Genomic DNA, 23,244 nt, shown 5'->3' with positions numbered 1-23,244 from the left:
TGCAGCCTCAGGCGTTACGTCTGCGGTGCGGCTGACCGCGACCGCTTTCTGCGCCGCAGCTTATCCATCATCAGGTAGATCACCGGCGTGGTGTAGAGCGTCAGTAACTGACTCATCACCAGACCCCCTGCAATGGTAATCCCCAGCGGCTGACGCAGTTCCGCCCCGTCGCCACTGGATAACACCAGCGGCAGCGCGCCAAACAGCGCCGCCAGTGTGGTCATCATGATCGGCCGGAAGCGCAGCAGACACGCCTGGAAAATGGCATCCCGTGCGCTGAGCTGGCCGTTGCGCTCAGCTTCCAGCGCAAAATCGACCATCATGATGGCGTTCTTTTTCACGATACCGATCAGCAGCAGGATACCAATCAGGGCAATCAGGCTGAAGGGGGTATCAAACAGTTCCAGCGCCAGCAGCGCGCCCACGCCCGCCGAAGGCAGTGTGGAAAGGATCGTCAGCGGATGCACATAGCTCTCATAGAGGATCCCCAGCACGATATAGACCGCGGCAATCGCCGCCAGCATCAGCCACAGCTGGCTGCTTTGCGACTGCTGAAACACCTGCGCCGTGCCGGCAAAGCTGCCGCGTACGCTGGAAGGCACGCCCAGCGCGGTCATGGTGCGCTCAATCGCGTCAGAGGCCTGTGACAGCGAAACCCCTTCCGGCAGATTGAACGAGATGGTCGAGGCAGCCGACAGCCCTTCATGGTTCACCGACAGTGGGGCATTGGCGGGCTGCCAGTGGGCGAACCACGACAGCGGAATCGCTTTGCCTTCGCTGTTTATCACAAACATCTGTGACAGGGCACTGATATCCTGGGTATAGCGCGGATCCACCTCCATCACCACTTTGTACTGGTTAAGCGGCTGGTAGATGGTGGAGATCTGCCGCTGACCAAAGGCGTTATTTAACAGCGCATTGGCTCCGGAGACATCGATGCCCAGACGGGCCATGCTTTCTCGATCGTAGGTCAGCGCCATCTCGCTGCCTTTATCCTGCTGATCGGAGTTCACATCCGCCAGCTGCGGCAGGGCAGAGAACGCCTGACGGATTTTCGGCTCCCAGGTGCGCAGCGCATTGAGATCGTCCGACAGCAGCGAATACTGGTATCCGGCGTTCGACTCCCGGCCGCCGACGCGCAGATCCTGCACCGCATTCAGATAGAGGCTGGCACCCGGCTCTTTCGCCAGCTTGTCGCGCAGCCGGGCGATAACCGCCTGCGCGTTCTCTTTGCGCTCAGAGAGCGGTTTCAGGGAGATAAACATGGAGCCGCTGTTGGTGCGCATGCCACCGGTAAAGCCCACCACGCTGTCTACCGCCGGGTCGGCTCCGACGATCTCCATGAAATCCTGCAGCTTACTGCGCATCGCCTGAAACGAGATGCTCTGGTCCGCGGAGATAAACCCGGCGAGTCGCCCGGTATCCTGTTCCGGCATAAAGGTTTTCGGGATAGAGACAAACAGCCAGCCGGTCAGGGCAATCGTGGCGAAAAAGAGCAGCAGCACCCAGCGCGCATGATTCAGCACCACGCTTAACGATCGGCCATAGCCCTGCTGAATCGCCATCAGCAGCCGACCTGCACCGCGCCGGCGCGGCTGGCTGCGTGGCGCGTGAGGCTTCAGCAGATACGCGCACATCATCGGCGTCAGGGTGATCGAAATAACCAGCGAGATGGCGATCGCCACCGACAGGGTAATGGCAAATTCCGAGAAGAAACGGCCAATCAGCCCGCCGATCATCAGCAGCGGCAGGAAAACCGCAATCAGCGACAGGCTCATCGACAGCACGGTAAAGCCCACTTCGCGCACGCCCTTCAGCGCGGCGGCCAGCGGTTTCATACCCGCCTCCACATGGCGGGCAATGTTCTCCAGCACTACGATCGCATCGTCCACCACAAAGCCGGTGGCTATGGTCAGCGCCATCAGCGACAGGTTGTTGAGGCTGAAGCCGCACAGGTACATGGCCGCGAAGGTGCCAATCAGCGAGACCGGCACGGCGATGGCGGGGATCAGCGTGGCGCGCCCGGAGCGCAGGAACACGAACACCACCAGAATCACCAGCCCGACGGCGATTAACAGCGACTGCTCCACTTCATGCAGCGAGGCGCGGATGGTAGGGGAGCGATCCTGGGCAATCTGCAGGTCGATGGCGGCCGGGATCACCTCATGCAGCAGCGGCATCTCGGCACGGATGCGGTCAACCGTCTCAATGACGTTCGCGTCAGGGGTTTTGCGGATCAGCAGCAGCACGGCCGGTTTACCGCGTGACATCCCGGCGTTGCGTACGTCCTGAACCGAATCTTCCACGGTCGCCACATCAGACAGCTTCACCGCCGCGCCGTTTTTATAATGCACGATCAGCGGCTGATACTCGCGGGCGGTCTGCAGCGCGTCATTGGTGCGCAACTGCCAGCGCTGCTGTGAATCATCCACTGCGCCCTGCGGGCGGCGCTGGTTGGCGTCGGAAATGGCGGTGCGCACCGCATCCAGCGAGACACCCTGATTAAACAGCGCCTGCGGATTCAGCGCCACGCGCACGGCGGGCAGCGAACTGCCCCCCACGGTAACGTCGCCGACCCCCTGAATCTGTGACAGCTTCTGCGCCAGCTGCGTCGAGGCATAATCGTAGAGCTGGCCCGGATTGTAGGTATCCGAGGTCAGCGTCATGATCATAATTGGCGCATCAGAGGGGTTCACTTTGCGGTAGGTCGGACGTGAGGGCATGCCGGTCGGCAGCAGGCTTTGCGCCGCGTTGAGCGCAGCCTGCACGTCGCGCGCGGCACCGTTGATGTCGCGGTCGAAATCGAACACCAGAATGATGCGGGTACTGCCCAGCGAGCTCATGGAGGTCATTTCACTGACGCCCGCGATACGTCCCAGCGATCGCTCCAGCGGCGTGGCGACCGACGACGCCATGATCTCGGGTGAGGCCCCCGGCAGCGAGCCGGAGATGACGATCACCGGAAAATCGACCTGCGGCAGTGGGGCAACCGGCAGCAGCCGGAACCCCAGAATTCCGGCCAGCGCAATGGCCAGCGTCAGCAGGGTGGTGGCGACGGGCCGGTGAATAAACAGGGCAAAGAACTTCACTCTGCGGCCTCCGTGCGGCCGAAGCGGCGGCGGGTGGCGTGCGCCAGGCGATCAAACAGCAGGTAGATCACCGGCGTGGTGAACAGCGTCAGCACCTGACTCAGAATCAGGCCGCCGACCATCGCAATCCCCAGCGGATGACGCAGTTCCGCGCCGACGCCGGTGCTGAGCATCAGCGGCAGCGCACCCAGCAGGGCCGCCAGCGTGGTCATCAGAATCGGACGGAAGCGCAGCAGTGAGGCCTGATAGATGGCGTCATAGGGTTTCATCCCCTGTTCACGTTCGGCCGCCAGCGCAAAGTCGATCATCATGATGGCATTCTTTTTCACAATACCGATCAGCAGGATGATGCCGATGATCGCCACAATATCCAGCTCGTTACCGCTGAGCATCAGTGCCAGCAGCGCGCCGACACCGGCCGTGGGCAAGGTGGAGAGGATGGTGATGGGGTGGATGAAGCTCTCATAGAGCACGCCCAGCACGATATACATCGCGACAATCGCCGCCACAATCAGCCAGACGGTGCTGCTCAGCGCCGCTTCGAACGCCAGGGTGCTGCCCTGGAACTGGGTCATCATCTCCGCCGGCATCCCCAGCTCTGCTTCAGCCTGCGACACCGCTTTCACCGCATCTTCCAGCGAGTAGCCGTCAGCGACATTAAAAGAGAAGGTCGCTGAAGGAAACTGGTCGAGATGGCTGATACTGAGGGGCGCATGGCGCTGTTCGATGCGGGCAATGGCGCTCAGCGGCACGCTGCCGCCGTCGGTGCTGTTCAGGCGAATCGCGTCCAGGCTCTGCAGGCCCGGCGTGGCGTGATTGTCCTGCTCGAGCACCACGCGATACTGATTGGCCTGGGTGTAGATGGTAGAGATCAGCCGCTGGCCGAAGGCGTTATAGAGCGCATTATCGACATCCGCCATGCTGATGCCGAGGCGGCTGGCGCTGTCGCGATCGACATTGACGTAGGCTTCCAGCCCCTGATCCTGCCAGTCGCTGCTGACATCGCGCAGCTGCGGCAGGGTTCTGAGCCGGTTCAGCAGGGCGGGCACCCAGGTGCTGAGCGACGACAGGGAACCCGACTGCAGCGTGAACTGATAGGGGGTGCGGCTCGCCTGCGTATCGATAGTGAGATCCTGCACCGCCTGCAGCCACAGCTGGACGCCCGGCAGCTGACTGACCTGCTGTTGCAGGCGCTGCTCGATTTCAGGAATGCGGTCGTCACGCTCATCCAGCGGTTTCAGGTTGATCTGCAGCCGCGCGCTGTTCAGCGAGGCGTTGGTGCCATCCACGCCGACAAAGGAGGTCAGGCTCTGCACCGCCGGATCTTTCATGATGACCGAGGCGACGTCGCGGGTGCGCTGCGCCATGCTGGCGTAGGAAACGGACTGGGGAGCCTGCAGCGTGCCCTGAATAATGCTGTTGTCCTGCTGCGGGAAGAAGCCTTTGGGGATGATCATCCAGAGCACCAGTGTCAGAACCAGCGTTCCCAGCGCCACCGACAGCGTCAGCCAGGGATGATTCAGCACCCGGCTCAGGCCGCGACCGTAAACGGCCACGATGCGGTCAAACATCGCTTCACTGGCCCGGGAGAAACGGTTCTGTTTGCGCAGCGACTCTGCGCTCAGCATTCTGGCGCACATCATCGGCGTCAGCGTCAGCGAGACCACGGCAGAAATCAGAATCGCCACTGCCAGCGTCACGGCAAATTCGCGGAACAGGCGGCCAATCACATCCCCCATAAACAGCAGCGGGATAAGCACCGCAATCAGCGAGAAGGTGAGGGAGATGATGGTGAAACCGATCTCGCCAGCCCCTTTCAGCGCAGCGGTGAGCGGCTTTTCTCCTTTCTCGATATAGCGTGAGATGTTCTCAATCACCACGATGGCATCGTCGACCACAAAGCCGGTGGCGATGGTCAGCGCCATCAGCGTGAGGTTGTTGATCGAAAAGCCGAGGAAATACATCGCGGCAAAGGTGCCGATCAGCGACAGCGGCACGGCGACTGCCGGAATCAGGGTGGCCGGCACATTGCGCAGAAAGAGGTAGATAATCATCACCACCAGCGCCATCGCCAGCATCAGCTCATGCTGTGTGTCACTGACCGACGCGCGGATATTGGTGGTGCGGTCGGTGAGCAGTTTTACCTCCACCGATTTTGGCAGCGTCGCCGTCAGCGCAGGCAGCATGGCGCGAATGCTGTCGGCGGTGGCGATGATATTGGCTCCGGGCTGACGCTGGACGTTGAGCACAATCGCCGCATCGCGGTTGGCCCACGCACCCAGCCAGCTGTTTTCCGCGCCCTGTTCGATGGTCGCCACGTCGCCAAGCCGCACCGGTGCGCCATTTTTGTAGCTGATAATCAGCTGGCGGTAATCCTCAGCAGATTTCATCTGGTCATTGGCTGACAGGGTGACTGAGCGGGTCGGGCCATCCAGGCTCCCTTTGGCGGAGTTGACGTTGGCATTGCTGATCGCGGTACGCACGCTTTCGCTGGTCAGACCCAGCGCCGCCAGCGCCTGGGCATTCATTTTTACCCGCACGGCCGGACGCTGACCGCCCGACAGGGTGACGAGGCCGACGCCGCTGACCTGAGAAATCTTCTGCGCAACCCGCGTTTCCACCATGTCCTGAACCTGCGTCAGCGGCATGCTGCTGGTGGTGACCGCCAGCGTCATGATCGGCGGATCGGCCGGGTTCACTTTGCTGTAGACCGGTGGATTGGGCAGATCGTTGGGCAGCAGGTTGGTGGCGGAGTTAATGGCGGCCTGCACCTCCTGCTCCGCCACATCCAGCGGCAGGGACAGCTGGAACTGCAGGGTCACAACCGAGGCGCCCCCCGCGCTTTGCGACGCCATCTGTTTCAGGCCGGACATCTGGCCAAACTGGCGCTCCAGCGGGGCGGTAATGGAAGAGGTGACCACATCCGGGCTGGCGCCCGGATAGAGCGTGACCACCTGGATGGTCGGATAGTCTACTTCTGGCAGGGCCGACACCGGCAGGAAGCGATAACCCAGCACCCCGGCCAGTAAAATCGCAATCATCAACAGCGTGGTGGCAACCGGACGCAGAATAAACTGCCGTGACGGCCCGCCACTGTGATCGGGAGGCATGACCTGCATTACTCACGCTCTCCTTTTGACGGCAGGGTGGCCCGGCTGCTGCCCGGTGCACTGCTCTGGGCGGTCACGACCTCGACTTTCGCACCTTCAGTCAGGCGATCCAGACCGTCGGTGACGACACGCTCACCCGCTTCCAGACCGGCGCTGACCACCACCTTCTGACTGTCCTGCAGCCCGGCCATCACGCTTTTCTTACTGACCTTGTTGTCGCTGTTGACCACCCAGACAAAGTGGCCTTCGTTGCCCATCTGCAGTGCGGCAGGCGGGATCACAATCGCATCCTGCAGGGTGTTGACCTTGAGGCGTACATTGACGAACTGATTGGGAAAGAGCGTGTCATCCTGATTGTCAAAACGCGCTTTGATTTTGATGGTGCCGGTGGTGACATCAATCTGGTTGTCCAGGCTCAGCAGCTTACCGCTGGCAATCAGATTCTGGTTACTGCGATCCCAGGCTTCCACCAGCAGTGGCTCACCGCTTTTCTGCGCTTTCAGAATCGGCGTGATGCTGTTTTCTGCCAGGGTAAAGACCACATCGATCGGCTGCGTCTGGGTGATGATCACAATGCCGTTGGTGTCGCCGCTGGTCACGTAGTTGCCGACATCCACCTGTTTCAGACCAACCCGGCCGGCAATGGGGGCGGTAATCCGACTGTAGGTGAGGTTAAGCTGCGCACTGGCGACACTGCCCTCATCGGCTTTCAGGGTGCCGAGCGTTTCGCTGACCAGTGAGCGCTGGGTATCCAGATCCTGTTGCGAAACCAGCGACGTTTTCGCCAGCTTTTCATAGCGTGCCAGGTCCCGGCGGGCGTTAGCCAGCGTCGCCTGATCTTTCGCCAGCTGGCCCTGCGCCTGGGTGAGGGCTACCTGATAAGGTCGCGGATCGACTTCCGCCAGCAACTCGCCCGCTTTGACCTGCTGACCTTCGGTAAAATGAATCGCCAGCAGATCGCCATTCACCCGGCTGCGCACCGTGGCGGTATTGGCGGCGGTGACGGTGCCGAGACCGCTCAGATATTGCGGTACGCTCTGGCGGGTCGCTGTAGCGGCCTGAACCGGTGCCAGCGAACGGCGTGCGCCGTCATCGCCACCCTTACCGCGTGGGGCTGGCGAGCCACTCTGGCTGCTCTGCGGCTCAGCGGGGCGCTGCCAGACGTAATAGCCGCCAGCGGCCACGGCGATCAGGGCCAGCACGATCAGGGTTTTTTTCATAACAGGATGTCGGGTGCTCATGATTGTTGATGCTCTCCAGCAGTGACGTAGTCCCAGGCGCAGGCATCAAAGGGGGAGCCTGCAAACGACAGAGTGTAGTCGCCTCTGACAGGCAGAAATTGAAGGAATTAAGGATATCTGTCAGGACGGCGTAATTATGCCTGTTCTTTCATTAATCGCAGCACAATCGTCATTAAGCCATGAAAATCCCTTTGCTATGCTGAGATAAAGACCCTTTATCAGGCAAATAAGGAGCAGAGGATGAGTCAGAATCAAACCCGGCAGTTAGGTGACAGTGGTATCGCGGTGCCGTTGCTGACGTTTGGCGGCAATGTATTTGGCTGGACGGTGGATCAGCCGACCTCCTTTTCGCTGCTGGATGCGCTGGTAGAGAAAGGACTCTGGTTTATCGACACCGCCGACGTCTACTCCCGCTGGGCACCGGGCAACAAAGGGGGAGAATCGGAAACCATTATTGGTGAGTGGCTGAAAAAAAGCGGTAAACGTGACCAGATCGTACTGGCGACCAAGGTCGGCATGGAGCTGTCACCCGAGAAAACCGGGCTGAAGCCGCAATATATTCGCCAGGCGGTCGAAGATTCACTGCGGCGGTTACAGACTGACTATATCGATCTCTATCAGGCGCATCGCGACGACCAGGATACGCCGCTGGCCGACACCCTGAGTGCCTTCGACAGCCTGATCCGGGAAGGGAAAGTGCGCGCCATCGGGGCCTCTAACTACAGTGCGGCGCGGCTTGAGGAGGCATTGCAGGTGAGTGAGAGCCAGGGGCTGGCGCGTTATGAGACCTTACAACCTGAATATAACCTCTACGATCGTCAGCCCTATGAATCGGAGCTTGAGCCGGTGGTCATGGCGCACGGTCTGGGCGTCATCAACTACTACTCGCTGGCCAGCGGTTTTCTCAGTGGCAAATACCGTGATGCGGCTGATGCCGGAAAAAGCGCACGGGGGCAGGGCGTGGTAGAGAAATACCTCAATCCGCGCGGATTGCGGATTCTCGACGCGCTGGATGCCATCAGCGAGGCGCATCAGGTGACGCCGACGCAGGTCGCACTCGCCTGGCAGATCGCCCGTCCCGGGATTACCGCGCCGATCGTCAGCGCCACCTCGCTTCAGCAGATCGACGACCTGGTGGGGGCGACACAGCTGACCCTGACCCCAGAGCAGATTGCACAGCTGGACGAGGCCAGCCGCTGATTCAGGGGGCGCTAGCGCCCCTTTATCGATTACGCCTGTCAAAAAATGCGCATTCTGCCCGCAGAATAACCATTCAGCGATCCCGATCACAAATGCGTTAATAAACTGATGTTTCAGGAAATTATGCGCACGTATTTACAAAAACTGAAGCTTATCCAGCACTATCCTCTGCGCGTCACTTCCTGTCACTCACATAAGAAAACGCACCATGAAAAACAGACAAGCAGAGCACGCTTTTCCGCTGCGCCGTGTGGCAACCGGCACCCTGATCCTGGCCATCCTCTCCGCGCCCGCTATGGCGGCTGACGCTCTGAGCCCGGATTCCGAATGGATGTTTGGTGACTGGGACGGTTACCGAACGCAGCTGCAGGACGAAGGGATTAAGTTTGACGTTAACTACACCATGGAAAGTGCCGCCAATCTGGGTGGCGGCGCAGATACCAACACCACCATGCGCTACAGCGATCAGTGGACGTTTGGCACCAACTTCGATCTGGAAAAACTGCTGAACTGGCAGGATGCAGAGTTTCAGATGACCGTCACTAACCGCGACGGACAGAATCTCTCTGAGCAGGTGGCGGATAAACGCACCGGTATGCTCTCATCGGTTCAGGAGGTGTACGGTCGCGGTCAGACCTGGCGGCTGACGCAGTTCTGGTTGCGCAAAGGGCTGTTCAACGATGTGGTTGATCTGAAAGCCGGGCGGGTCACCGTGGGCGAGGACTTCGATAACTTCGATGGCAACCTGTTCCAGAACCTGGCGCTGGGCAGCGGCCAGGCGGGTAACTGGCGTGGCGACCGCTGGTTCAACTGGCCGGTCTCGCAGTGGGGCGGTCGGGTAAAAATCAATATGACGCCTGAGCTGTTCTTCCAGGTAGGTTTCTACAACCAGAACCGCGCCAACTACGATCGCGGCGATGGCTTCCGGCTGGATACCAGCAACTCTGAAGGCAATCTGGTGCCGGTCGAACTGGGCTGGAAACCGACGTTCGGGCCGGAGAAATTACCGGGTAACTACCGCATCGGCTACTACTACTCGTCAGTAGATGGCGATGTTTATGGCAGCTGGCGCAACGGCGGCTATCAGGACCAGGCTCACGCCTATGGCGGCTATCTGCTGTTACAACAGCAGCTGACCGCGCAGGATGGCGATGTGAATCGTGGTCTGGGCGTGCGGGTACAGGCTGTGATGAACGATCACAAGACCTCGAAAACCGATAACTACCAGTCTGTCGCCTTTACCTGGACCGGTCCGTTTGATGCCCGTCCGCAGGATGAGATTGGCGTCGGCGCATCACGCATTCATGTGAACAGCGACTATACCCGCTCACTGCGTCAGCAGAATCAGGCTAATGGTGAGAGCCGCTTTGACAGCCCGACCTATCTGCCGATTCAGGAAGGGTCAGAGTATAACTATGAGGTTTACTACAACGCCAAAGTGACGAACTGGATGTCACTGCGGCCTAACCTGCAGTATGTGGTAGCACCGGGTGCGGTGAGTGAAGTCAAAGATGCCTTTATCGGCGGTATCAGCGCCAATATTGCCTTCTGATCCTCAATAAAACCTGAACAGACGACTCTCAGACGTAAAGCGATGGGAGCCTGCTCTCAGTTATCCGCAAACAAAAACGGCACCCTAAGGTGCCGTTTTTAGTATTACAGTGCCAGCCTAGCGGAACAACACCTCTGCCCAGCGAGCCAGACCGGCCGTGACCGAGGCGAAATCATCGCCACCGGCAATCGGCGTGTCGGGCAGCGTTTGCTGCAGCGCCGCGCGCAGCAGAGGCGAACGCGCACTGCCGCCGGTCAGGTAAATGACATCAGGCTTAATCTGGCTGGTGGCTAAGGCGAGCTGCACCTGCTCCAGAATTTTCTCCAGCGGCTGACTGATCGCCTCCTGCAGCTGACCCACGCTCACGTCTGTCTGCAGCGCGGCGGCCACGAAGTCGAGTGAGGCGGTATGCACCGGGGCGTCTGACAGCGCAATCTTGCTCTCTTCCGCCGCGCGCACCAGGCGGTAACTCAGCTTCTGCTGCCACACTTTCAGCAGACGCGCCACGATGTCACCCTGTTCCGCGTCACGCACTAAATCCCGCAGCCATTTCCCGCAGGCGGCGCTGTAAAAGTCGCTCTGCGCCGGCACATCGTTGATGGCAATCGCGTTCCACCACGGCAGCGCGGGCAGGGCGGTGCCCTTCTGAGTGTTGCCACCCAGACCCAGCAGCGGCATCAGCGTCTTAAAGGCCAGCATGATATCGAGATCGTTACCCCCGACGCGACAGCCACTGTGGCCCAGCAGGCTTTCACGACGGTCGGCTCTGTTGCGCCATTGCGGGCCCATCAGCAACATCGAGCAGTCGGTGGTGCCGCCGCCGATATCCACCACCAGCACCCGCGTCTCCTGCTGCAGGGTCGCTTCGAAATCGAGTCCGGCGGCGACGGGTTCAAACTGAAACTCAACGTCACGGAATCCGGCGCGGTGGGCGGCACGCAGCAGGATACCCTCTGCCTGCTGGTTCGACTCATTGCTGCCCAGCCCCTGGAAGTTGACAGGGCGACCGATCACCGCCTGATCGAGGGTCTGCCCGAGCTGGCTTTCACCCTGCTGGCGGATGTGCAGCATCATGGCGCAGACCAGATCTTCAAACAGGGCGATCTGCTGTGGCTTCAGGCCACTGGCACCCAGAAAGGATTTGGGGGATTTAACGAACCAGACATCTTCGGGATCGACCATGTAGTGCTGCAGGGCGGTCAGACCAAACTGCACGCTGCCGGGCTGAACCTCGATATCCTCTTCGCGGTTGTAACGCAGCGCGCGCTGTAGCAGCGCGGTGGTTTCACTGTCAGGGGTGGCCACCTGATGATGGCGATAGAGCCATTCGCTGACCGACTCGCGGGTCGGTGCACAGATCATTGACGGCAGCAGACGCTGACCCTTTTCCAGCGTTAACAGACGCGGCGAGCCATTTTCGCTCACTGCAATGGAGCAGTTAGCCGTGCCGTAATCGAATCCTATGAACATTTTCGCCCCCATGCCGGAAAAAAGGGGGCGACTTTAGCGCAGCTTCAGCAGGGCGGCAAGCGGCAAGCGCGGGAATCAGCGGATAGCAAAGAGGCGATCTTCCGCCAGGGAACGGAGCGGCTGACGCTCGGTTACCGCGCTGCCCCAGACGCCATCGACGTCAAGATCAGCCAGCGTGCTAAGCACCGCCGGAACGGAAACCGGACCCGCCAGCACCGAAATATGGCGCTGCGTTGCCTGGCCCTGAATGATGGTCAGCAGCATCTCATCCATCAGGCTGGTGTGGGCGTTAGCGACCAGTTCCGGTGCCAGCACCAGGTAATCGACCACTTCGTCACTCAGCAGATTAAAGGCGTCCAGATTGCGGCCAAAGTGGTGCAGCGCGATGCGACAGCCACACTCACGCAGCTGCAGCAGCGCAGTATAGAACCGATCGCTCTTACTCAGTACGCTGGCGGCCGGGAAAGCAAAACCACAGCGGCTGCTGGCGAGACCTGCGGCGACAAAGCGCTGACAGAGTTGCTGCACAAAAGCGGCGTCACCGAGCAGCTCTTCACTCAGCGGCAGGATGACCGGGATCCCTTTTTTGTTGAGCGTCCCGACGTCCTGGCGGAAAAAGGCCTCGATGATATTGCTATCGAGCCGGCGACGCAGCGTTTCATCCGGCAGGTTATGACGCAGCAGGGTTTCATCCACCAGTATCCCCTCCGCAGTCAACAGCTGGACCTCCAGCAGCCAGATAAAGGCTGACTGAGGCGTTTTGGGCGGGGCGACAGCCCAGGCGGGCAGCTCAATTTGCAGCGCATCAATCATCGCAGCATCCACTCCCTGAGGGTTGCCCGGCAGCGGCAGGCGATGCTGCTCAAAGACGACCAGCCGTCCGCGCCCGCTGCGTTTGGCGTTGTAGCAGGCGATGTCTGCCTGCGACAGCACATCACCGCTGACGCAGTTGTCGGCGGAAATCTGTGTGACGCCCGCGCTCGCCCCCACCTGATAGCGGCGTTCCTGCCACTGGAAACGATAGTCGTTTACGGCGGCCACAATCCGCTGCACCACGTCACGCGCCTGGTCGACCTGACAGTCGGCCATCAGCAGGGCAAACTCATCGCCGCCCAGTCGGGCCAGGAAATCACTGCTGCGCAGATGGTGCTGCATCAGCTCTGAAAGTTCCCGCAGTAACGCATCGCCCGCAGCATGGCCAGCGCTGTCATTGACCGCTTTGAACTTATCCAGGTCGATGAACACCAGCACGTGCTGATGATGATGTTCAGCCGCGTCAAACAGCAGTCGCTTAAGCTGCAGCTCAAAACTGGCCCGGTTAGGCAGACGCGTCAGGGTGTCATGCAGCGCGCTGTAGCTCAGGCGCTTCATCAGTTTTCGCGACTCGCTCACATCCTGAATAACCATCACCGCGCCCTGTTCAAGACCCGCTTCGGAGCGCAGTGGCGTAATGCTGTAGTGAATATCGATATGGCCGCCATCCGGGGTGTGCAGCACCAGATCTTCATCCAGATCGGGGGTGATTTTTTCCGGCGGTAACTGGCACAGCAGCAGATTCTCCACCTCAGGGCCGGTCTGTCCCTGGGTGATGTGCAGCAGCTCGCTCAGCGGCTTGCCGGCGGCCTGCTCCTGAGACCAGCCGCTCATCTTCTCCGCCACCGGATTCATAAAGGCCACGCGCATCGCTTCATCGGTACTGATCACCGCCTCGCCGATCGAGTCCAGGGTGATCGCCATGCGCTCTTTCTCCTGAAACAGCGCTTCATTGAGATTACGCAGCGGCGTAATGTCCTGACAGATGCCGAGCATACGCTCGATACGGCCCTCTTTACTCAGCTGCCGGTTCGCCTGCGTGCGGATCCAGCGCTGACCCTGCGCGTCCACGATGCGGTACTCCATATGGAACGCGCTGCGCAGCTCTATCGCCTGCTGCACCGTCAATGCGGCATATTCGCGGTCGGCGGTATGCAGCAGATGGAGCCAGAGGTCATAGCTGGGCGACTCATGCGGAGCCAGACCAAACAGGGCGTACATGCGCTTGTCCCACAGCATCTCGCCGGTCAGCAGGTTCCACTCCCAGACGCCGATGCCGCCCGCCTCATTCGCCAGCGTGATGCGCTCCATCAGGCGTCGGTTTACCTGCTCGCTCTTTTTCAGCTCGGAGATGTCGATGATCTGCGCAATAAAATAGAGCGGTGCCGTGTCGCCGTCACGCACCAGCGACACTGTCAGCCGCGCCCAGACGATCTCGCCATCCTTGCGGAAATAGCGTTTTTCAAAGGTGTAGGTATCAATCTCACCTTCCAGTAGCTGGTTTACCTGCTGCAGGTCGAGGGCCAGATCGTCGGGATGGGTAATCTGCTGGAACGTCAGCAGCTTCAGCTCCTCCGCCGGGTAGCCCAGGATTTGGCAAAGCGACCGGTTCACCTGCAGCCAGTTACCCTGCGGCGCGACCAGCGCCATACCGATCGCGGAGTACTCCATCGCATGACGGAAACGGGTTTCACTGTCGGTGATATGCAGCTTTTCGCGCCGGAACGCATCCATCACCAGCGACATAATATGGCTGGGGATCAGGACCAGCAGGAAGGGTAACCAGCTGGAGACCGGGCCCAGCGCGGTGTTGTTATTCACCACGCTGACCAGGTTACAGGCCAGCAATAATGCGATAAAGCTGGCATTGAGGAAGAACAGCACAAACGCCTGCAGCTTAGGCAGGCGAACGGCGCACCAGAAGAGGATCACCACGATAAAGGTAAAGGGCCACGGCATAAAACGCAGTGCCAGGTAGCTGGCGCCTAAAGTGATAAGCAGCGTCAGCACACACTCCGCCGGACGCAGATCGCTGAAGTGCGCGCGCCGCAGCGGCCACGGCATCAGCAGTAACATCGGGCCTAACACCAGCATGCCGATGATTTCAGAGATCACCCAGGTATAGAAGAAGGGAAACGACGCGTGCCCGCTGACCCTGAGCATCCACAGCGCCAGCAGCCCGCCGAGCAGCGGGGTCACAATGCCCACCGACAGCACCAGCCGTGCCCAGTCGTGCAGCGAATTCAGCGGCGCGCGCCGATCGAGCAGGGCGCGCAGCAGCATCCCGCCCACGCCTGCCTGCACCAGGTTGAGCAGGGCGAATTTAATGTTAGAGAGGGCAGGGCCGATGACGATGGCATTAGCGGCTGCGGTGCCAAGCACGCAGGCCGTCAGCAGCAGCGGCAGCTGACGTAACGGGCAGCGAAACACCACAATGGTCATGAAGGTGGTCGGGAACCAGAGCGGTGAAATTTTCACGCTCACCACGATCAGTTCAAGACAGAACAGCGTCAGGACAAATACCGCACAGCCCAGGAGCAGGGCCGAGAGCCAGCGGCCAGGTGTGCTATTTTGCGGGGCAAAGATCTCAATCGTCATGCAGACTTCCGGCAGGGTGCAGGGCTCCGCAATGGCGAATCAGGCACCGGTCATTCTCTGACTGCATGCTAGCACATTCGGCAAAGAAAAAAGGGAGGAAATCGAGTTTGCCCGTTATTCAGCGAATTGACGGGCAGGGAAATATCGATGGGCAGCCTGTTGATTACTGGCGAAAAAGATCGGCCCGGGTGTAGGGTTTTTCCAGACCCGCCAGGCTGGCGGAGAAGCGCTCCAGAAACTGCTGGGTAGTGGCAACGCGACCGTGACTCATCAGGACAAACGGCACGAGCAGCGCGGCCCCGATTTGCGGCCAGCTGAAGCCCTTTAGCGCGGTACGGCGCTGGGAGATCAGAAACGCGGTGCTCAGCGTGAAGCCCAGCAGCAGACCGGTCGCCACCTCACTTTTCGAGTGTGCGTGGATAACGAGACGGGAGAAACCGACCATCAGCGGGATCAGATAGCCAACGCCAATCGCCGCGACGCGCAGCAGCGCAGGCCAGCGCCCGGAGATCAGCCACAGCATCACTGGCCACAGGGTGGCAGACATGGCGCTGTGACCGCTGAAGCCGGTAAAGTTGAAGCGGGCGCTGCCGATGCCAAAGCCCAGAAACAGAATTTTAGAGAGACTGACGGTCAGACCGGCCAGGCCAAATGCCACAATCCAGTAAAACACCGTAAGACGGTTATCACTCTTCCACGGCAGAATCAGCGCAATAATCACCGCTGTCGGAATCAACAGCATGCTGTCGCCAAAATAGGTCAAAGTCTTCCAGTGCATACAACTCCTGATGCATCATTCGGTCGTCACGTTCGCGACACGGGTTATCTGAACGGCCCGCTGCGCAGGCCATTTTTTTCTGAGTAGGGGGTGACACTAGTTTATCGGTGAAATGAGTGGCGTCCAAAGGAGAAAGTCTGAAAAGTCGCAGACGCCATTTCTCTGGCATCAAAAGGCCGAAATCCCTATACTTAGCGCGAACACACCCTCTCCATTTCGGCCCGTCAGCTGCCCGCGTAATGTGTGACCAGTGGCAGGCTCCAGTTATCAGGTCTTAAAAAAGTATGACTGACAAGTCCCATCAGTGCGTGATTGTAGGCATTGCCGGCGCTTCCGCATCCGGTAAAAGTTTAATTGCCAGCACGCTCTACCGTGAAATCCGTGATCAGGTTGGTGGCGAGCATATCGGGGTTATCCCGGAAGATGCGTATTACAAAGATCAAAGTCACCTCACCATGGAAGAGAGGGTTAAAACCAATTATGACCATCCGAGCGCGATGGATCATGATTTACTGCTGCAGCATCTGCAGGCCGTCAAAGCCGGGCAGGATATTGAGCTGCCGGTGTATAGCTATGTCGAGCACACCCGCACCCAGGAAACGCAGATCCTGAAGGCGAAGAAGGTGATTATCCTTGAGGGGATCCTGCTGCTGACCGACGCGCGCCTGCGCCAGGAGCTCAACTTCTCCATCTTCGTGGACACGCCGCTCGACATCTGTCTGATGCGCCGTATGAAGCGTGACGTCAATGAGCGTGGCCGCTCAATGGATTCGGTGATGAGCCAGTATCAGAAGACCGTGCGTCCGATGTTCCTGCAGTTTATCGAACCGTCTAAGCAGTACGCGGATATCATCGTGCCGCGCGGCGGCAAGAACCGTATTGCCATCGATATCCTCAAGGCGAAAATCAACCAGTTTTTTGAATAGTTCACGTCCCTGAGGACGTGAGGCAGACCGGCGGCAGGCACGCCTGCCGGTTTGCTACACTCATGTCATGGAGTTACCGCAATGAGATTATGCGATCGCGATATCGAAGCCTGGCTGGACAGTGGCAAGCTGGCGATTGAGCCGCGTCCGCCGGTCGAGCGCATCAACGGCGCCACGGTCGATGTGCGCCTGGGCAATCAGTTCCGTACCTTCAGCGGTCATACCGCAGCCTTTATCGATCTGAGTGGCCCGAAACAGGAAGTGAGCGCGGCACTGGATCGCGTGATGAGCGATGAGATCGTGCTGGCAGATGGCGAAGCCTTTTTCCTGCATCCGGGTGAGCTGGCCCTGGCGGTAACGCTGGAGTCGGTGACGCTGCCGGACAATCTGGTGGGCTGGCTGGATGGTCGCTCTTCGCTGGCCCGGCTCGGACTGATGGTGCATGTCACGGCGCACCGCATCGATCCCGGCTGGCAGGGCCGGATCGTGCTGGAGTTCTACAATTCCGGTAAACTGCCGCTGGCGCTGCGTCCCGGTATGCTTATCGGCGCGCTGAGTTTCGAGCCGCTTTCTGGCCCGGCTGCGCGCCCTTATAACCGTCGTGAAGATGCCAAATATCGGGGTCAGCAGGGCGCTGACGCCAGTCGTATCGACAAAGACTGATCTGAGGGTTTGATGAAAAGAGTGATAACCACGCTGGCCATCCTGTTAGTGGTGGTCGTAACGGGAATGAGCGCGCTGGTGCTGCTGGTCAATCCCAACGACTTCCGTGCCTATATGGTGCAGCAGGTCGAACAACGCAGTGGTTATCAGCTTCAGGTCAGCAGCGATCTGCGCTGGCACGTCTGGCCGCAGCTCAGCATTCTCTCCGGCCGGATGAGTCTGACCGCGCCGGGTGCCAGCCAGCCGCTGGTCTCGGCCGACAATATGCGGCTGGATGTGGATCTCTGGCCGCTGTTATCCCATCAGCTGAGCGTCAGCCAGGTGTTGCTGAAAAATGCGGTGGTGCGCGTCACGCCAGACAGCGCTGCCCGGCTGAGCAAAAATGCTCCCCAGGGACCCCGTGATGCCGATCCGGTTGCTCCCTCCGGCGGCTGGTCGTTTGACATCGCTAAACTGCAGGTGGCAGACAGCCTGCTGATCTGGCAGCAGCCAGGCGGCGACGAATACAATTTCCGCGACCTCAACATGAACATGGAGCAGGACGCGAACAAGCAGGCGACGCTGGCGCTGAGCACAACGCTGATGCGCAACCAGCGCAACGCCACCGTCACCCTCAAAGGTCAGCTGGATGCCGCCCAGTATCCTCATCGTCTTACCGGCCAGCTCCAGCAGTTTGATTACACCCTTTCCGGTGCCGATATCCCGCCTCAGGGCATTAAAGGTTCGCTGACCCTGCAGGGCGAATGGAATGGCGACCGCCAGCAGTTTGCCTTCAGCAACCTGCAACTCACGGCTAATGACACCACGCTGACCGGTCAGGGTGAGGGCCATATTGCGCCGCCGCAGCGGCTGGCGCTGGATCTGAAAGCGACCACGCTGAACCTCGATAATCTGCTGAACGGTGCCCCCGTTGCCGAGACGCCCGGCGTGCAGCGCGCGACCGTCGCACGGTCGCCGGTGATTGCTGCGCCGCGTGAAACCCGCAATGCCGATTCCCCGCTGAACGAGATGGATCTGGCCCTGAAATTACAGGCGGACAGTGCGGTCTGGCGCGGACTGTCGCTCACCGGCCTCACCGTCGATGCCAGCAACCAGCAGGGGCTGATGACCCTGAACACCCTGCGCGGCAAACTGGGCAATGGCAGCTTCTCGATCCCCGGCAGCATTGATATCCGTCAGCCGGAGACGCAGGTGGCCCTGAAGCCCCAGCTCCGGCTGATTGCCATTCAGCCGCTGCTGAAGGCATTTGCGCTGCCGGAGAGTCTGCAGGGCAATCTGAGTCTTGATGGCGAACTGGCCGGCGACACGCTGAATGTCGAGGCGGCCAAACGTCGCTGGCAGGGCAGGGCGACGATCAGCGCCAGTAACCTGAAGCTGGCTCAGATTAACCTTCAGCAGATGGTGCAGCGCGCCGTGGCGCGGGTGAGCGACAAAGTCAGCAATACAGAGAAGGCCGATGAAGGCATTGAGTCGATCAGTGCGCAGGTCGCCCTGAATAAAGGTGTGCTCAGCTTCAGCGACATCGAAGGCAATGGTCAGGATCTCGGCTTACAGGGCGCAGGCAGGGTGGATCTGGCGCAGCGTCAGCTGGACGTCACGCTGGGTCTGAAAATCAGCGGCTGGCAGGGCGACGACGCGCTGGTGAAGACGCTGTCTGCTCAGCCGATTCCGCTGCGTATGTATGGCGACTGGGACAGTCTGCAATATTCACTGCCGGTGGATGCCGTGCTGCGTGACCGGTTGCAGAGTGAAGCGAAATCCCGCCTCAATCAGTGGATCGATCGTCAGAAAGATGACGAGAACAAACAGAACCTGAAGAAAATCCTGCGCCCGTAACGGGCGCAGTGCCTTACACCTCATCATCAGCGGCGGGCTGGAAGAGGATCTCCACCTTCTGAACCCGGTGGTTTTCAACCTGTAGGGTTTTCAGCAGATAGTCGCCCAGCTGCAGCGCATCGCCGGCCTGCGGAATGTGCTGCAGCTTGTCCATCAGTAATCCTGCCAGCGTATGATAGTCGCGCTGCTCATCCAGCGGCAGCTTCACATAGAGCGCCAGATCTTCCAGTGGCATGTGGCCGTTAGCCACCCAGTGGCCTTCAGCCAGAATCTGAATATCGTAACGGGCGTCGATTTCACCGGCTTCGTTCGGCAGATTGCCGGCGATGGTTTCCATCACATCACTCAGGGTGACAACGCCCTCCACCGAACCAAACTCATCCACCACAAAGGCGAAGTGCGTGTGCGCCTGGCGAAACTGCTCCAGCGCCTGCAGCAGCGTCAGGCGTTCAGGAAACACCAGCGGCTGGCGGATCAGGGCGCGCAGGTCGAGCGACACGTTGTGCAGTGACTGATGCAGCAGATCGATGACGTGAACCACACCCAGCGGTTCGCTGGAGTGGTCGGTAATCAGGATTCGCGTGTGCTGGTTGCGGTCGAGGCGTGACATGATCTCTGCCGGGTCGTCACTGAGATCGATATGTTCGACGTCATGGCGCGAGGTCATGATGCTGTTGACGTGGCGCTGACCCAGACCCAGCACCCGGGCAATCATCACCCGTTCCTGCCGGTTAAACAGCATGCTGTCATCGCTGTCTGCAATCAGTGACGAGGTCTTTGCGTCCAGCTCCGCCGGTTCCGCCGCGCCACGCAGCAGTCGCAGCACCGCCTCCGCCGTTCGCTGACGCAGCGGGCGGCCCGCCGAGAGGACCCGCCTGCGGTTGAAGTGAGCCAGCTGGTTCAGCGCCTCAATAATTACCGAGAAGCCAATGGCGGCGTAGAGATACCCTTTCGGGATCACAAAGCCAAAGCCCTCCGCCACCAGACTGAAGCCAATCATCAGTAAAAAGCTTAAGCAGAGGATGACAATCGTCGGATGGCTGTTCACAAAGCGGGTTAAGGGCTTACTGGCCAGCAGCATCAGCAGAATGGCAATGGTGACCGCAATCATCATGACCGGCAGGTCGTTGACCATCCCGACGGCCGTAATCACGGCATCCAGTGAAAAGATGGCGTCCAGCACCACAATCTGCGCCACCACCGGCCAGAATTTAGCGCCGCCTTTTTGTTGACCGCTCTCTTCATCATGGCCTTCCAGCCGCGCATTCAACTCTGTTGTGGCCTTAAATAGCAGGAAAATCCCGCCTGACAGCAGCAGCAAATCGCGCGCACTGAAGGGATGGCCCGCCAGCGTAACCCAGGGTTCCTTCAGCGTAACCAGCCAGGAGAGCGAAGCCAGCAGCAGCAACCGGCACAGCAGCGCCAGCAGCAGCCCGATCACGCGTGCCCGGTCACGAAGGGGCCCGGGAAGCTTTTCAACCAGAATGGCGATGAAGATCAGATTGTCGATACCTAAAACCAGTTCCAGAACGATTAGCGTTACTAATCCTGCCCAGAGCGAGGGATCCGCCATTACGTCCAGCATCTCGTGTTCACCTGAATATTTTAAATTGCGTTTTCTCTGATGATAGTGGAGTGCGAAGCCCGGTACAAATGGCAGGGCAGGGGCGTTACAGCCGGATAGCCCGGATTTATCGTGCAAAAGATGAGCATAACGGTGTGACGGTTTGATTAACTCTGCAGAGGGGAGGGTAGATAATTCTTACTCATTCTGCACCGTGAAAACGATATTCACCTGCGGGGCTTATGCGATTTATCGCAGCGGGAGTATGGCATTAATCCGAATTATTACGAAAGGATTGCACTGCCTGTCTGGCTTCAATACTAATCGCTGGTAGTCTTTTTCCTAAAATAGTCCAGGGATAGCGGGACCTGCTTGTAAACAAGCCAGTAATAACTAGTATAGCAACAAGTTAGCAAACTCTTCCCCAGAGTCGTAATTTGCGTACCAATTCGACATTAATCGCAATGTCCGGATTGCGTAATTTGAGCGCGAACGTCTGTATGATGCGTTCCGGTAACGCTGACGCATTATGGGGAGCAATATGAATGATGACAGCGATATTGGCAGCGACAGCCAAGGGCGGTAGCGTGCCTGAATCGTGTTTTTCGTTGATAAAATGAGCAGCGCTGGCGGTGATTAAAGTCAGAGTAATCTGTTGGTATTCATCACAATATTATTGGATTTATGGTTAAGATCATGGGCGTAAACGCCGCAGGAGCTCCCCTTAGAAACGGCTCAGTCTGAAGAGGCTTCATCGTTCAGCGATTAAACAGGCGATAGCCGTTGCGGGTTAAAGGAAATAAAATAAAGAGTTAAATATGCGCGATACACAATTTACGTTTAAAAGTCTTATTACCAAATTAACGCTGGCCTGTTCAGATTTAATTTGTTTCAACGCAGCTTTATTTATAGCGATGATGCTAATTAATGTTCAGTCAGATTCGCCGCTGGCAGATATTTCTGAAAAAGAAATGAATCTACAAATTGCCACGCACATTTGTCTGTCAATTATTTGCATCGGCTGGTTCTGGGTAAGACTTCGTCACTACACATACCGCAAACCTTTCTGGTTCGAATTAAAAGAAGTTTTTCGTACCATTCTTATATTTTCTGTTATTGACCTGTCGATTACCGCGCTGTCGCAGTGGCAGATGTCGCGTTTCGTCTGGCTGCTGACCTGGGTACTGGCGCTGATTTTCATTCCAACCTGTCGCGCCCTGGCAAAACGTCTGCTTAATAAAAATGGCTTGTGGAAAAAACAGACCATTATTATTGGCAGCAGCAAAAATGCCCACGAAGCCTGGCAGGCGCTGCAAAGCGAAGAGGTGATGGGCTTTGACGTGGTGGCCTTCTATGACGTTGATGGAACCTGCCCGCAGGAGATCATGAATGGCGTGCCGGTGCTACGTGACGAGCAGGAACTCTGGCATCTGGCCAGCAGTGAAACCCAGTTCATCGTGGCGGTGGAGTTTGAGCAGAGTCAGTACCGCGATATGTGGCTGAAGTCGCTGGCGATGCACAACTGCCGTTCCGTCTCCGTTATCCCGACCCTGCGCGGTGTGCCGCTCTACGGGACCGACATGGCCTACATCTTCAGCCATGAAGTGATGATTCTGCGTGTTCAGAACAACCTGGCGAAACGCACGTCGCGCTTCCTTAAGCGGACATTCGATATTGTCGGTGCGCTGTCGATTATTCTGATGCTGATGCCTGCGCTGCTGGTGCTCGGCTTCCTGGTTGGCCGTGATGGTGGACCGCCGATTTATGGTCACGAACGTGTAGGAATGAATGGCCGTAAATTTAAATGCCTGAAGTTCCGCTCGATGGTGATTAATTCCAAAGAAGTGCTGGAAGAGGTCCTTCGTACTGACCCGATTGCACGTGCGGAATGGGATAAAGATTTCAAACTTAAAAATGATCCACGTATTACTAAAGTGGGCCACTTCATTCGTAAAACCAGTCTGGATGAGTTACCTCAACTCTGGAATGTGGTGCGCGGTGATATGAGCCTGGTCGGTCCTCGTCCGGTCATTGAAGATGAACTCTGCCGTTATGCTGGTGATGTTGATTATTACCTGATGGCTAAGCCAGGCATGACGGGATTGTGGCAGGTCAGCGGTCGTAATGATGTTGACTATGAAACCCGCGTCTATTTCGACTCGTGGTACGTAAAAAACTGGTCACTGTGGAATGACATCGCCATTCTGTTCAAAACAGTGGGTGTCGTCCTGAAACGTGACGGTGCGTATTAAGTGTGAGTCGAAAGGAGTGCGTTAACGCGCACTCAGAGGTGTTGTGCCGTTGTCAGGCGTGTCGTTGTTGGCGCCATCGTCAGGGATATCGTCGTGCATTATTAGTCTACTATGATGCACGGCACGCAGATTCGCCCTGACAGATGGCGACA

13 protein-coding genes are annotated in these 23,244 nt (G+C 58.6%); 6 read left to right on the top strand and 7 right to left on the bottom strand.

All coding sequences use genetic code 11. The annotated features are described in order from the left end of the window. Positions 1 to 14: 14 nt before the first annotated feature. Genes mdtC through AC6I7A_RS12330 form a run of 3 tightly spaced genes read right to left on the bottom strand, consistent with a single transcriptional unit; the run spans position 15 to position 7,440 of the window. Positions 15 to 3,089, bottom strand: coding sequence for a multidrug efflux RND transporter permease subunit MdtC (gene mdtC / locus AC6I7A_RS12340; protein WP_058956691.1), 3,075 nt, complete (start codon positions 3,087 to 3,089; stop codon positions 15 to 17). Next, positions 3,086 to 6,208 (bottom strand): MdtB/MuxB family multidrug efflux RND transporter permease subunit, encoded by a 3,123-nt coding sequence (locus AC6I7A_RS12335; RefSeq protein ID WP_046102202.1) that lies wholly within the window; start codon positions 6,206 to 6,208, stop codon positions 3,086 to 3,088. Before AC6I7A_RS12335 ends, mdtC begins: the two co-directional genes overlap by 4 nt. After that, positions 6,208 to 7,440, bottom strand: a complete 1,233-nt coding sequence (locus AC6I7A_RS12330; RefSeq protein ID WP_058956690.1) for an MdtA/MuxA family multidrug efflux RND transporter periplasmic adaptor subunit — start codon at positions 7,438 to 7,440, stop codon at positions 6,208 to 6,210. Before AC6I7A_RS12330 ends, AC6I7A_RS12335 begins: the two co-directional genes overlap by 1 nt. Before the next feature lie 240 nt (positions 7,441 to 7,680). On the opposite strand from AC6I7A_RS12330, the gene AC6I7A_RS12325 reads away from it, so the two are divergent. Together AC6I7A_RS12325 and AC6I7A_RS12320 are read left to right on the top strand one after the other, a co-directional pair. Beyond that, complete coding sequence (locus tag AC6I7A_RS12325; protein ID WP_167431445.1) at positions 7,681 to 8,640, top strand: aldo/keto reductase; 960 nt, start codon at positions 7,681 to 7,683, stop codon at positions 8,638 to 8,640. Between the two features lie 208 nt (positions 8,641 to 8,848). Next, positions 8,849 to 10,192: a carbohydrate porin gene (locus AC6I7A_RS12320; protein WP_009089231.1), complete on the top strand. Its 1,344-nt coding sequence runs from the start codon at positions 8,849 to 8,851 to the stop codon at positions 10,190 to 10,192. 117 nt (positions 10,193 to 10,309) lie between these two features. Here AC6I7A_RS12320 and yegD read toward each other — a convergent pair whose 3' ends face one another. From yegD to AC6I7A_RS12305, 3 genes are all read right to left on the bottom strand, one after another. Further along, positions 10,310 to 11,662 carry a molecular chaperone gene (gene yegD, locus AC6I7A_RS12315; protein WP_058956733.1) on the bottom strand — a complete coding sequence of 451 codons (1,353 nt, stop codon included), beginning with the start codon at positions 11,660 to 11,662 and terminating at the stop codon, positions 10,310 to 10,312. Positions 11,663 to 11,737: 75 nt separating this feature from the next. Then, positions 11,738 to 15,073: a diguanylate cyclase gene (locus AC6I7A_RS12310; RefSeq protein WP_058956689.1), complete on the bottom strand. Its 3,336-nt coding sequence runs from the start codon at positions 15,071 to 15,073 to the stop codon at positions 11,738 to 11,740. Between the two features lie 163 nt (positions 15,074 to 15,236). After that, the gene (locus AC6I7A_RS12305) at positions 15,237 to 15,851 is read right to left on the bottom strand and encodes a phosphatase PAP2 family protein (RefSeq protein WP_009089238.1); all 615 of its coding nucleotides are present in this window, start codon (positions 15,849 to 15,851) and stop codon (positions 15,237 to 15,239) included. 284 nt (positions 15,852 to 16,135) lie between these two features. Between AC6I7A_RS12305 and udk the strand changes: the two genes are divergently transcribed. The 3 genes from udk to asmA all read left to right on the top strand — a co-directional run bounded on the left by udk (position 16,136) and on the right by asmA (position 19,276). Continuing rightward, positions 16,136 to 16,777 (top strand): uridine kinase, encoded by a 642-nt coding sequence (udk, locus tag AC6I7A_RS12300; protein WP_009089240.1) that lies wholly within the window; start codon positions 16,136 to 16,138, stop codon positions 16,775 to 16,777. Between the two features lie 81 nt (positions 16,778 to 16,858). Next, a complete protein-coding gene (gene dcd, locus AC6I7A_RS12295) occupies positions 16,859 to 17,440 on the top strand; it encodes a dCTP deaminase (protein WP_058956688.1) in 582 nt (193 codons plus the stop codon). A 12-nt stretch (positions 17,441 to 17,452) separates the two neighbouring features. Further along, positions 17,453 to 19,276, top strand: a complete 1,824-nt coding sequence (gene asmA, locus AC6I7A_RS12290) for an outer membrane assembly protein AsmA (RefSeq protein ID WP_058956687.1) — start codon at positions 17,453 to 17,455, stop codon at positions 19,274 to 19,276. Between the two features lie 13 nt (positions 19,277 to 19,289). Here asmA and AC6I7A_RS12285 read toward each other — a convergent pair whose 3' ends face one another. After that, positions 19,290 to 20,861, bottom strand: a complete 1,572-nt coding sequence (locus AC6I7A_RS12285) for a TerC family protein (RefSeq protein WP_058956686.1) — start codon at positions 20,859 to 20,861, stop codon at positions 19,290 to 19,292. A gap of 797 nt (positions 20,862 to 21,658) precedes the next feature. Here AC6I7A_RS12285 and wbaP point away from each other — a divergent pair. Continuing rightward, positions 21,659 to 23,092, top strand: coding sequence for an undecaprenyl-phosphate galactose phosphotransferase WbaP (gene wbaP / locus AC6I7A_RS12280; protein WP_009089249.1), 1,434 nt, complete (start codon positions 21,659 to 21,661; stop codon positions 23,090 to 23,092). Positions 23,093 to 23,244: the final 152 nt, after the last annotated feature.

The sequence above is a fragment of the Type-F symbiont of Plautia stali genome, from assembly GCF_059731105.1.
The sequence above is the reverse complement of the archived record's forward strand: the minus strand, read 5'-3'. Positions and strand labels throughout refer to the sequence as shown.